Below are 11,846 nucleotides of genomic sequence, written 5' to 3' on the forward strand. Positions count from 1 at the left end.
CTTCCCCTTAATTAGAAGCCATTTTATCAGGATCTGTACTCATGATATCAAACAATTGAGTACCTTGAGGAATCTTATTTTTAAATGGAACGACAACGGAACCAGCTTTTATCAGTCCTGCACCTTTTTCTGGATTGACTAGGTATTTTTCAAGTTCTTTTGACAATCCTAAGAGTTGAACCAATTCTTCTCGGTCATTTTTTGCTTGCTTGAGAAGAATCATAAATTCACTATTTGCAATAATCCGTCTACCATTGGGATCTAACAATAAGGTTTCGACATTTTGGGTTATCCCAGTCGGACTGGCTCCATATTTTCTGACACGACTCCACAATTTAAAGAAGAAATCACTAGCATATTTATCTAATAAGAGAAGCTGCATTTCATCAAAATAAATCCAGGTCTTCTTCCCTAATTTTTGATTCCGAACGACACGATTCCATATCTGATCAAAAACAACCATAAGAGCAATTTGTTTCAGCTCATCTCCTAACTTTTTAACATTATAGATTAAGAAATTAGATCCTGTCTGAATATTGGTCTTATGAGAAAAAATATCAAGAGAACCTTCGACATACAGTTCCATATCAAGTGCCAAATTCTGCGCTTCTTCTTCTGGTTGTTGGCTCAAGACAAAGACCCATTCTTCCAAAGAAGGCTCTTTAAATGACTGATAGGTGAGTCTGGTGACTCTGTCGATAATCGATTTTTCTCTTCCGTCCATTTTTCTATCCAATAACTTACCGATAAAGGATAAAAGAAATTCTGATTTTACCTTTACAGGATCCTCATCCATATTTTCCTCAGACAAGTCAAGGACATTGAGATAAGTTTGGGAATCGGGCGCAATATCAATCATTTCTCCACCAAAAGCCCGTCCAATGACACTGTACTCCGCTTCTGGATCAACGATGATAATTTCTGTATTTTCACCAGATTCCTTGATTTTGGTCGTGATAATTTCATGCTTGGTTGCCATCCCTTTCCCAGCTCCAGATGTTCCTAAAATCAGACCAGACGGTGTATTTAATAGGCTGCGATCAATGGTAATAATATTACTTGATATTTGATTGATACCATAATATTTCCCACTACGGTCTTGTAAGTCTACTGAAGTCCAAGGTGAGTTCACTGCTATATTGGACGTTAATAAACTCCGTGATACTCCCTCTAAAAAATCACAACCAAATGGCAGCAAACTATTAAAGGCTGCTTCTTGCATATATGGAAGTTTATCAATCATTAGGTCATTTGAGCCGGCCACTTGTTGGATAGTGTCTAGGGCTTGTTTGAGTTCTACTTCATCCTGACCAAAGACCCCAATCAAGAAGACCGTTTGAAACAGTTTATCACCTGTCTCGGTCATGGTTTTTAAAAGTTCTTCAGCTTCATCGATATTACTTTCTAATACATGACCTACTTTTTCCAAATAGATACCTGTACGAGCTAGTTTTTGTTGTTCCCCAATCTTTTGGGATTCCATCAAGGTCTTCTTTGTTCGTAGTTTCTTCATCGCATCCGCCTTAGTCGAACTTTGAGCATAAAGGCTTACAATCAATTCCAAATCTCCTTGCATGAGGTCTCGAATAAACTGATCGCCTAATTCCATGCCGTAGTCTCTGACATAGACAATCTGTAATAAGCGGTCATTGATTTGTAGGTAATTCTTGTTTTTAAAATCCAAGAGATTAGGCGCTATGAAGTGACGAGTTGTCTGACCAGATCTCGTTAAATCACGATAAGAAAAAGGAAGATGGTGTTCTCCTCTAAGCATATCCGCCAACAAGTTCACCCGTTCTTCTCCAGCCAAGGATTCAAATCGAGCATCAATTTCTGAGAAACCACTCTTGAAATATTCTCCAATTTGAGACAAGGAACGATAGGCTTGTTTAGGATTAGAATCCTTTCTACCAAAGCTAATCAGTTTCACAGCCGAAAAGTTATTTTCCCCACTGTCTAAATTTTGATTCATCATCCGATTCAATTCTTTACGATAGCTATCATACCCATCTTCTTTTTCCTCATACAGAACACTCTGTCTAAACTTTTCTAAATTCAATCTTTTATTAAAGATGGTCAATTGGAAGTTGGTTTGGTCATCTAAAGAGTTAATCAAATCAGAATACTTCTCAATGATTGCGCCCTTATCTTCTAAACCAACAGTTTGGTAATTGACGTCCCCAAGTAAGTAGCTTTGTGAGAAATAATCTTCTTTTACCTGCATTAGACCATTTTGGTACAGGGCTTGATAGGCAAGGCTATTCGCTGTAGAGGGTAACACTTCCTCTTTTTTTCCTTTAATTTCTTCCTTTTTATTAGTCATTGAAGTTTTTGGTTTCTTTAATGTATTTGATTTTCTTTTCATGTTCAGGTCCTTTCTTTCCTGTAATTGTGCGTAGGGGAACCGTTAATTCAAAATGAAGACGGTATTTCAAATAATGTTCAAAATATAAATCATTGGGTTTATAGACTCCAAAAAGCATGAGGGGGATGGTAAAGGCAAACACAAAACCGTAAACAAACCAATCTCCAAATTGCCAGAAAAAGAGATTCAAGCCCAAAACAATAATTGTGACAATAAAGGCTGGTAAAACAAAGATGATTTGCCTTGTGGTGAAACCTAACCAAGCCCTGTGTTGGTATTTTGAGATGTCTTTAAAGACTCGTGTATTCATGACTTTCCTTTCTAAAAAGGCTAAGAAGCAATCACTTCCTAGCCTTTATCTAATTACATACCTAAGATTGAGCGAGCCGTACGTTGAGAACCAACGAGAGCAATAATCAGTAAGATAGCTTGTATCAAACTACCAAACATAATCGCAAGTGATTGCAAGACTCCCGCACCATTTGAAACAGCTATTTTCCCAGCAGATTCAAACAAAGGGACAAGAGAAACAATCAGAAAAATAAGAACCCCTTGTACCGCATAGACCATAATATTTTTTAAATAGCCAATACCAATAGACTTCCACTCATCACTTAAAAATGTTGGAATCGTAAGAGGGGCAAATGGAATCATAAGGTAGAGTTGAATAAATCGAATAGATATCAAAAGATTAACCATGGCTGCACTTACTATCCGAACAAGCCAAATTAGGAGGGCGAAAAAGCCCACAATCATACGGCCAATAAATCCTGAACCTTTTAATCCAGAGATGGTATCATACTTTGCCCCACCGTGAGCCACAATCGAGGCCACTTGTTCAATGGCATGACTCGCAATCCCGATGATGGCTTCTACAATGACGGTAGTGTTGGTAATTACAACTGCGACCATAATATAACTAATCAACATCGGCGCTAATGCTTCAAAGGTCATCGCTCCTCCTGAGTTAGCAATTTTCTTTGCCATCTTTGAAAATTCTAAGATGAGAACAACTGATAAAATCGCAACTCCAAGAGGCTGCATGACACTTTTGGTGATACTAGACATGTAAGTCCAAACTGTTGGATTGTAGCTAGATAGAGATTTAATCAGATCTACAGTAGATTGTAAATCCACATTAAATCCTTCAAATAAATTTTCAGCTGATATTTTTTCAGATGCAAGGTAAACAAAGGGTGAGACTAAACTAAGATTCATGTCATTGTTTATCCTCCTAAATTGAAATCTGAGTTACAAAGGCTCCAGCAGCCCCGACCATAACTCCACCGACAATTTCAAGAATGGCATTCCGAACACCTGGTCCACCATCTTTAATGTTGGTTGCAAGGTTGACAATCCCCACAACAACGAGAAAGGCACCAACCGCAATCAATCCCTTCTGTAACAAAGACATAGCTTGTGCAAACATGGCACTTGCGTCTACTCCATAAACAAAACCTTTAAAATGCGTAATCATCTATTTCCTCTTTTCTATTTTTATTTTAAACTAGATTCAAAAGTTAAATCACGAATTCTAAGGCCTTCAAGATGGTTTTCTTGTCTTTGATTCAAAGGATTGATTTGATAGTTCCACCACCGTTCATCAGTTTCTTGATTGGCTAGGTACTTCCAGTTTGGATGCTTGATAGAATTGTATTTTTTGCTTTTAAAGACTGGCATATTAGCAATTCGAACCAAGCATTCATGCCGTTTCATATTTCCGACTTCATCAGGTGTCATTAAATCACGAGCAATCTTTTGATGAGAAAGGGATCCTGAACCTGTCTGACCAAAGGAACGACTAGTATTTCGAACATCAATGGTTTGTTTACCGAGTAAGCCACTCATAAATTTAAAGGTATCTTCATCATTCCCACCTAAGTAGACTAAGCTATCACAGTTCCCAAGAATGGTTTTCCAAGCTTCTTTTTCTTTATAGAGCCCTTGAAGTTGGGCAATATTTTGTAGAATAGGAACGAGACTCATATTACGAGAACGAACTGTTGAGGTTTGTTCAGCAAAATCTGGGATTTCTCCGATATTTGCGAACTCATCTAAGTAAACTCTCACATGAAGAGGCAATTGACCCTTAAAATCAATATCTGCTTGTCTTGTTAGGGTTTGAAATACGGTTGAAAAAAAGAGGGCTGAAAGAAAGCGAAAGGTACTATCGTTATCTGGGATAACTAAGTAAACCATTGATTTTTCCTTACCCCATGTCTTCATATCAAGGGTATCTCTTTTGGTCAAATCCATGACACTTTGAATATTGAAGAGGGCAAATTTAGCAGTGGTTACAGCTATAACAGAATCCAGAGTCTTATCCTTATAATTTTGGAAATCTGCCCAGTTTCGCATGGTAAAATTTTCAGTCCCATACTTTTTAGCATAATTTCCAAATAGAATTTCTAAGACACTTTTTTCTTGGTTTTCACCCTTGGATAAGTGTTTAATGAGTTTTGAGATTTCAGCAAAACTTGGATAACGCCCTCGTTTTTTCCGCTCTTCCACTTCTTTTTTTTGAAGTTTCAACAAGTTTTGGTATTCTGCTTGACTTAAACGACTTTCTTCTATGAGCTGTTCTCTTGTTTTAGGTGGGTTATAGAAATCGACCAAGTAAGAGGCTAAAGCTCGAACCAAAGTCATAGAAGCTTCATCCCAAAATGGATCACTACGAGAGCCAGAGCCTTTGGTATTATTAAAATATACCGTCAGTAAGCGATTCAAATCGTTTTCTGTCTCTATATAGCGAAAAGGATTGAAGCCATCTGAGTTCTTCATATTGACTAAATCTAACACCTTTACTTGATAGCCATTTTCTAAAAAGAGTTTGCCTGTTTTTTCGGCCAAGTGATCTTTAGGATCCACGACAATATTTGAACTATTCATCTGAATCAGATTGGGTTTCACAAAGCGAAATGTCTTCCCACTTCCTGAACCTCCAATCACCGCAATATTCTTATTTCTATCATATTGTGGTGGCTTTTTATCTAACAAAGTTAGACGAACATCTTTGGCTAAGATTGTATCATGAGAAAATTCCTTACCGTAAAAAAACTTCTTTTCTTTTAGAGTTCCAAAACGGGCGCTCCCGTATTCTACCCCTTCTCGATATTGTTTTTTACCAGTCTCTAGATAGAGATAAACCAGCAACATCATCACAAAGCCTAGTAGAAAAAAAGCACTTGATTTTCCAGTAAAAGAAACATTCCATGGCGACTGAAGAACTTCATCTTGACCTTCCATTAGAAGATGAGTCCATTTATCTAATGTATTTCCAGTATAGGAATCATACAAAAGCGTCAAACGATGAAAAAGATAGCCTAGTAAGACGCCTAACAGTGAGAATAGTAGGAATTTCTTTCCACTGTACATCATCTCACCATCTCTTTCTGTTTGACGGCCCCTTCTTGTCTAAAGGTAATTTGGGATTTAGCTTCATCAATTGCATCGTCTAATGACTTATCCATGGTAAAATCAGCTAATTTCTTCGGATCATTAACCATTTTTTCTAACAGATGGTCTAAATGATTGTCTAGAATCGAACGATCTTTCGTGTAGAAATGTAGAGAATCTCCTTGCCAAGCGATAGCCAAAGGAATCTCTTCTTTTTCTAAAAAAGCTTTAAATTTCTCTATATCAATTGGGTTGTCTAAAAAATCTTTCTTCAGATTAATCGTATCAATCGCATAGGGAGATTGTAGCAATTCTTCTAATTTCTGTACCCCTATCTTATAGGCAGAGTCTTGTGCTAGAGCCTGACGTCTAGACCATTCTAGAATCTTTAAGAGACTTTTGACAGTAAATAAAAGACTACGCTCAGCATATTGAACTGCCATTCGTTCCTGTTGTTCAGAGGACATCTGATGCCTCCTTCTTCACAAATAGCAGCTTTCCTTCTTTATAACGATAAGCTATCAATTTCTGACGTTGCTTAATCGACTTGACAACCTGCAGTAGATCTCTCGAATAAGGTTCTCGAAGAGTAACTTCTACTGCTTTCCCATCAATGATACCAACACGTTTAAATTCAATGTAGTCTTTTTTGAGATGTCCTAAGCCCATACCAAAGGGAAAGTGATGAATCAATTGGATGGTACAACCACCTTTATTTCCCATTTGTTTCAAATCATACAAGTTTACTACCTTCATGATTAACTCCTTTATCTAGTTTGTCGCATCGTTTAAGTCTGGTAACGATAAACTCCGTGTCTGTTAGAAAATTCTCACACACGTCTTGTGCCAGTTGCCCTTCACAGGGAAATACTCTCAGTCCCTACTTACACAGGCACGCTAATCAAGACGGAGTGGATTCAATTTTCAAAGAACAGGTAGCTTTATTATAGATAAGAGTAGTTGAAATTTTTATCACATTTTTGGAGTTATTGGAATAAAAAAAGCAACTCACTGCTTTACTAATGAGTTACTTTTGTACTAAAATATTTGTTGCATAATTTCCCTAATAACCTGAACAGAGTTATCAAATGAGATATCTTTAGCATACTTAAATTGGCGTTGATAACGAATCCATAGCTCTTTCTGATAATCAGAAATTTCAATTCCTCTCACTTGTTCTTCCCAATTATAAATAGTATCTTTACTTTTACGTTTTTCTGCCGTATTCTCAAGTGCATTTTTTAATACTTCTAGATTAATCTCTTCTTTTCTAAGTTTATACAAGGTGAAAAGATCATATCGATCACGTGGGCGTGTCGAAGCCAATCCCCTACTGATGATCGTTTCTAACTTTTCAGCAAGTACAGTCTCTAGATTATATGTCCATATCTTGATGCTTTCATTAGTAAAGATAGAACTCATTGAATAAGTAATTTCTCTTGGTGTGATCTTATCACCAGTAGTAATATCAATAAAAACAAACTCCTTTAATGTATCGAAAGTTGCATTTAATTTTAATGAAAATCCTCCATATTCATCATCTTGGCGAATAGGTTCTAGCTTATCTACTGAAAATGAAAATCCATCAGTTTTAGAACAAAGAATCTCTTCAAAGATATGAATCAAATGTTCTCTGCTCATTTCGGTTCCCTTCAGAGTGACATCTAAATCCATTGTGGTTCGCTTATCTAGTCCGATCATTTGACCTATTAGATACCCTCCTTTTACAATGAAGGAATCTCTATAAGAACTAGTAGAAATCAGCTTTAACACTTGCTCAATTAAATAATGTTGTTGTACTTGTTGAGCTGGAATTCCCTTATCTTTTGAAATGTTTTTGATTTTTGCTTTAAAGCTATTCGCATTTGAAAACATTAAGATAGTACCTCCGTATAAGATTGTAACTTATCAGTTACTTTAAATAGCTGGGCATAATAAAATAATTTGTGTAAATGAATTTGATTCTGTTGAAAATATTTCTTAAACGCTGGTGCAATAATTTGAAGATCCACCTGATGAACTGGTCTTAGACACTCAACCAAAACTCGTTCAACTTCATAAACTTTAATAAATTGGCCAGGAAGACGCTCTATTTCAATAATTCCTTCACTATAGTGAGAGCGTAAAATAATAGGACGTATATCTGCTTCCTTAATGTTTTTGGTATTCGTACCATAAGGAAAACTCATCGTCATGTTAAAAGGGATAGTCAAAGATAAACCATGTAACCAAAGTGCTGTCTCCAAAGAAAAGATTCCCTTTGGAAATCGATACTGAAGAACAAACCACTCATCTAAATAAATATCAGGTAAGCGATATAAGCCTTTTTCTTCAGCATCGATTTTTCCTTCTGCAACCATTTTTAATAAGGTTTTGTAGTGTAAATTTTCATCTATCACTTGTTTAAAAGTTAAAAAACCATACTGATTGAAAGAGTTCATCAGTTTCTCTCTTTTATCAACCATATCATTCTCCTTTCTTAGAAATAAAATGCTAACATTTTCTATATATGTTAGCATTTTATTTCTTTAAAATCAATTCATTTAGTTTTTTATTTCAAAATTAATCCATACGTAAGACAGACCAGCTATTATTAAAGAAAAAATAAGACATAGACTGATAGGTTCCACACCAAATGTAACCCCATACTACCCCATACTACCCCATAAATCAGATTTATAGTGCACCATCCCTAAAAACATTCCAAGTGAAACATACAAACACCAAGCGAGAATGGTTCCTGGATGATGAGCTAATGCGAACAAAACACTTGTCAAAGAAACTCTGATATCTAATTTTCTGATTAACTTTCATAAAATTTCTCGATACAGAAATTCTTCAAAAATACTCACATTTGTTAAGAAAAGAATAGTGATGTAATCATGATTTCAATTTTTAAATCATGATGGCCATTTCACCTTTCTTGCCTTAACTGGCTTAAATCTAATCTTATTAATGAGTCTAAGCTCTATTTCTCTACAATCTGTAACGGAGGTATCATTGATTTTAAGGCTTCTTGGAAAGTATTGATTACCTTGTTCACGTGATAGTTCTACTGTATAACTAATACCATTACTTAATTTAAAGACTACAAAATAAATATGATCTCTTCTAAATCGGCTACCAACTCTTCTATTCAAAATGCCATCAGTTGTATAGAATTTACACTCTATTACATGTAACATTTGATAAAGCAACAAGGTTCCAACTATTTTGAATTTATTTTCGTTGAACCAACCATTATCAGCTTTATTCAGGCTTTCCAATGTCCAATCATCTTTTAATCCTTCAAAAATACTCCCAGCATTATTAGTTGGTAAATTAACATGATGTTCTCTAGATAATCCTAATAGATGAGGAATGGAGGAGTTTGGGACTGATAGAATAATTTCAGGACAGTTCTCCATATTTGTCTGATAAATATATTTGTACTGAGAAACATTTTTCTCAATAGTATTGGCCAAGCAATTCATCTTAATATTGAGAATATCAATCTCTCCATCAAAAGTCTTTAGCCATTCCAAAGTATAAGTCATTTGAATTTTCTCCTAAAAAAGAGAAGGAAGCTCCTGCTTCCTTCTCTCCCACGTATTGAGTTTCACCTCACGCTAGATATGCCCTATCTATTCCTCAAGGGTAGGCAGTCCTGCTATTCTTTTTCTCAACAAACAGTCTAAACTGAGAGCGGAGCCCACAGGCGGGTGCAGACCATATCCACTAGCCCACAAGTAATTATATCATTTAATTACCTTCATTATACGCAATTAGTCCATATTTGTCAACAATTAAATTCATTATGAATATCTAAAAATCAGGTCCGTAACTTCTCAAAGTAACTTCCATCTCTCTCCCAAAACTGGAAGTTAGTTTTAGAAGTTACCTTTTTTTGAAAAGTTTGTGTTTGTATTTTGGCTTGGTTTTCGAATCAAAAAGAGAGAATCAAGTTGATTCCCTCTCTATGTTAGTTTTTACTTATTTTCCCTATAGGAAAACTAGAATCTATTAAAAAATTCTTTTTTCTGTGAACTTCCCCATCTTTCGATAAACTAAACCTCTTCTATCTGTCCCTGACGAATGGTTACTATTCTATCGCAGACATCAACCAACTCTTCCTTATAGTGGGAACTTAAAAGAACCAGCTGCTCTTGTCTATCGATTTGTGCCAGTCTATCAAAAAATTTCTGTCGATAATACTCATCTAAGCCATTTGTAATCTCATCCATGAGCCAACATTTCGCCTGACTAAGAAAATACATGGCAATAACCAAGCGTTGCTTCATCCCTAAGGAAGACTGATATAGTCAGCCATTTCCCAGTAGGCGATTTCATCCCTCAAGTTTAGGTCTGACTTCCAGATGTTTTTTATGAGACGAAGGTAGTCCATCCCACTTAAGTTTCCATCCAGCCATTCAACGCTCTCATAATAAAATAAAGAAGGAGGAACTACGATGTGTCCACTACTAAGGGGAAGCAACTTGCTCATAGCTCGGAATAGTGTCGTCTTTCCCGAGCCATTGATAGCAAGAACGCCATAAATACTGCCCTTTTCAAATGTAAAATCAACATCTTGTAAGATGACTTATCGCGTTTTTAAGGTCACATGAGTAAGCTGCAACATATCTTGCCCTCCTTTTTATCACTCTTTAAGGATTAATAGCCTCCTCTGTAACGGTTTACTACCTCATAACGATCGTAGTTCCAGCCTCCGCCAACTATATACTCGGAATAGCTATAATAACGAGACCATTCCGGAATGACTTTATAACTATATGCATGGTAATTCATACTAGTCTTATAGTAGGTATTCCAATCATACCGATAACTTTTAAGAACAGTCTTAGCAGATACACTGGACTGAACAAGACCAACAGATAACAAACTAGCTAATAAAACAACTTTTGCTGATTTTTTCATGGCTTCCACCTCGCTAATATATTTACTTCCGAAAGCGCTTTAATTATATCATTTTTTTATTTGTTATGCAATAGTTTTTTTAATCCGAAAAGTCTCACACTAAACGCTAGGCAACTGGAATTTACTCTAAGACGACTCTGTTTTAGGGCTATTTGTCGTTCACTTTTTTCTGAGTCTTTTCGCTTTTGAACCCTTATATATCAAGAAAAAGAAAACCAGTGGAAGTTAGTGTAAAAAGAATTTCCACTGATTTCACGCGTTTTTCTCATACTAAAAACTAGGTTGTGGGAAACTGGAAGTTAGTTTTAGAAGTTACCTAAAAATCAGGTCACCTATTTTAAAAAAGCAGCAAACTATAAACTAGTAGGTTCCACACCAAATGTAGCCCCATACTGCCCCATAAGTCCGATATGTAGCGTACAAGCCCTAAAAACATCCCAAGTGAAACATATAAACACCAAGCTAAAATGGTTCCTGGATGATGAGCTAAGGCAAATAAAACACTTGTCAAACCAACTCGAATATCTAATTTTCTGACCAAGTTCCATAAAATTTCTCGATACAGAAATTCTTCAACCATACTCGCATTGATTAAGAACAATAAAAATGAAAACCAAGGAACTTGATGTTGAAGGCCAATTAAGTTTGCTTGATTCGTACTTCCTTGAGCATGAATCAGACTAAAACATAGACTTATAATCAGTAGGCTAACGAATCCAATACCAAGCCACTTTATCCTAATTTTCATATTGACCTTGACCACTTGTTTTCGTTGACCATACATCCATAAAAAAGAAATAAGCGACGCACCATAGAGAATCTGTAGTATAGTTAACTCACCGATACAAAGCAATTTCAGTAAGTATAGGGATACCAATAGGACATTTACTTGTTGAAATATATAAACTGGAATTATTCTTTTCATAGTTACCTCCGAAATAAATCTTCATAATCTAAATCTAATACCTGTACAATCCTTTCTACCCATGGACTTTGAGGCATTCGTTGTTCCATCTTATAGTGGCGAATCTTTTGATACAAACGATTCAATTCACTTGGATAGTGAAATTCTCCCGCAAACATTTTTCTGGTTAACTCAATCCAGCTGATATTTCTTTCAGCCAAAATAATGGACAAGTTCTCCCAAAATCGTTCAGCCATATTCATTCTC

General features: G+C 35.9%; 13 protein-coding genes and 2 pseudogenes. All 15 read right to left on the bottom strand.

Annotated elements, in window-relative coordinates; translation table 11 throughout:
* Positions 1 to 7: 7 nt before the first annotated feature.
* Positions 8 to 2,365 carry a VirB4-like conjugal transfer ATPase, CD1110 family gene (locus tag BWR56_RS05935; protein WP_196769357.1) on the bottom strand — a complete coding sequence of 786 codons (2,358 nt, stop codon included), beginning with the start codon at positions 2,363 to 2,365 and terminating at the stop codon, positions 8 to 10.
* The gene (locus tag BWR56_RS05940) at positions 2,316 to 2,675 is read right to left on the bottom strand and encodes a PrgI family protein (RefSeq protein ID WP_001097589.1); all 360 of its coding nucleotides are present in this window, start codon (positions 2,673 to 2,675) and stop codon (positions 2,316 to 2,318) included. The genes BWR56_RS05935 and BWR56_RS05940 overlap by 50 nt, the downstream gene beginning before the upstream one ends.
* 53 nt (positions 2,676 to 2,728) lie before the next feature.
* On the bottom strand, positions 2,729 to 3,583 hold the full coding sequence (locus BWR56_RS05945) for a VirB6/TrbL-like conjugal transfer protein, CD1112 family (RefSeq protein ID WP_076984644.1): 855 nt from the start codon (positions 3,581 to 3,583) through the stop codon (positions 2,729 to 2,731).
* Positions 3,584 to 3,599: 16 nt separating this feature from the next.
* Positions 3,600 to 3,842, bottom strand: coding sequence for a hypothetical protein (locus BWR56_RS05950; RefSeq protein WP_000627865.1), 243 nt, complete (start codon positions 3,840 to 3,842; stop codon positions 3,600 to 3,602).
* A 20-nt stretch (positions 3,843 to 3,862) separates the two neighbouring features.
* The gene (locus BWR56_RS05955) at positions 3,863 to 5,740 is read right to left on the bottom strand and encodes a VirD4-like conjugal transfer protein, CD1115 family (RefSeq protein ID WP_076984895.1); all 1,878 of its coding nucleotides are present in this window, start codon (positions 5,738 to 5,740) and stop codon (positions 3,863 to 3,865) included.
* Positions 5,740 to 6,228 carry a hypothetical protein gene (locus BWR56_RS05960; protein ID WP_076984645.1) on the bottom strand — a complete coding sequence of 163 codons (489 nt, stop codon included), beginning with the start codon at positions 6,226 to 6,228 and terminating at the stop codon, positions 5,740 to 5,742. Before BWR56_RS05960 ends, BWR56_RS05955 begins: the two co-directional genes overlap by 1 nt.
* The gene (locus BWR56_RS05965) at positions 6,218 to 6,517 is read right to left on the bottom strand and encodes a hypothetical protein (RefSeq protein WP_000869759.1); all 300 of its coding nucleotides are present in this window, start codon (positions 6,515 to 6,517) and stop codon (positions 6,218 to 6,220) included. The genes BWR56_RS05960 and BWR56_RS05965 overlap by 11 nt, the downstream gene beginning before the upstream one ends.
* Positions 6,518 to 6,799: 282 nt before the next feature.
* Positions 6,800 to 7,636, bottom strand: coding sequence for a nucleotidyl transferase AbiEii/AbiGii toxin family protein (locus BWR56_RS05970; protein ID WP_076984646.1), 837 nt, complete (start codon positions 7,634 to 7,636; stop codon positions 6,800 to 6,802).
* Positions 7,636 to 8,226 carry a type IV toxin-antitoxin system AbiEi family antitoxin domain-containing protein gene (locus tag BWR56_RS05975; protein ID WP_155760978.1) on the bottom strand — a complete coding sequence of 197 codons (591 nt, stop codon included), beginning with the start codon at positions 8,224 to 8,226 and terminating at the stop codon, positions 7,636 to 7,638. The genes BWR56_RS05970 and BWR56_RS05975 overlap by 1 nt, the downstream gene beginning before the upstream one ends.
* 128 nt (positions 8,227 to 8,354) lie before the next feature.
* A pseudogene (locus tag BWR56_RS05980) lies at positions 8,355 to 8,631 on the bottom strand (CPBP family glutamic-type intramembrane protease); the annotation flags it as partial.
* A 30-nt stretch (positions 8,632 to 8,661) separates the two neighbouring features.
* Positions 8,662 to 9,297, bottom strand: a complete 636-nt coding sequence (locus BWR56_RS05985; protein WP_076984648.1) for a hypothetical protein — start codon at positions 9,295 to 9,297, stop codon at positions 8,662 to 8,664.
* A 510-nt stretch (positions 9,298 to 9,807) separates the two neighbouring features.
* Positions 9,808 to 10,337: pseudogene (locus BWR56_RS05990) on the bottom strand (ATP-binding cassette domain-containing protein).
* A 74-nt stretch (positions 10,338 to 10,411) separates the two neighbouring features.
* Positions 10,412 to 10,675 carry a hypothetical protein gene (locus tag BWR56_RS05995; protein ID WP_076984649.1) on the bottom strand — a complete coding sequence of 88 codons (264 nt, stop codon included), beginning with the start codon at positions 10,673 to 10,675 and terminating at the stop codon, positions 10,412 to 10,414.
* Positions 10,676 to 11,012: 337 nt separating this feature from the next.
* Positions 11,013 to 11,600, bottom strand: coding sequence for a CPBP family intramembrane glutamic endopeptidase (locus BWR56_RS06000; RefSeq protein WP_076984650.1), 588 nt, complete (start codon positions 11,598 to 11,600; stop codon positions 11,013 to 11,015).
* A gap of 2 nt (positions 11,601 to 11,602) precedes the next feature.
* Complete coding sequence (locus BWR56_RS06005; RefSeq protein ID WP_000840776.1) at positions 11,603 to 11,836, bottom strand: hypothetical protein; 234 nt, start codon at positions 11,834 to 11,836, stop codon at positions 11,603 to 11,605.
* Positions 11,837 to 11,846: the final 10 nt, after the last annotated feature.

The organism is Streptococcus oralis (assembly GCF_001983955.1).
GTDB classification, from domain to species: Bacteria; Bacillota; Bacilli; order Lactobacillales; family Streptococcaceae; genus Streptococcus; species Streptococcus jiangnanensis.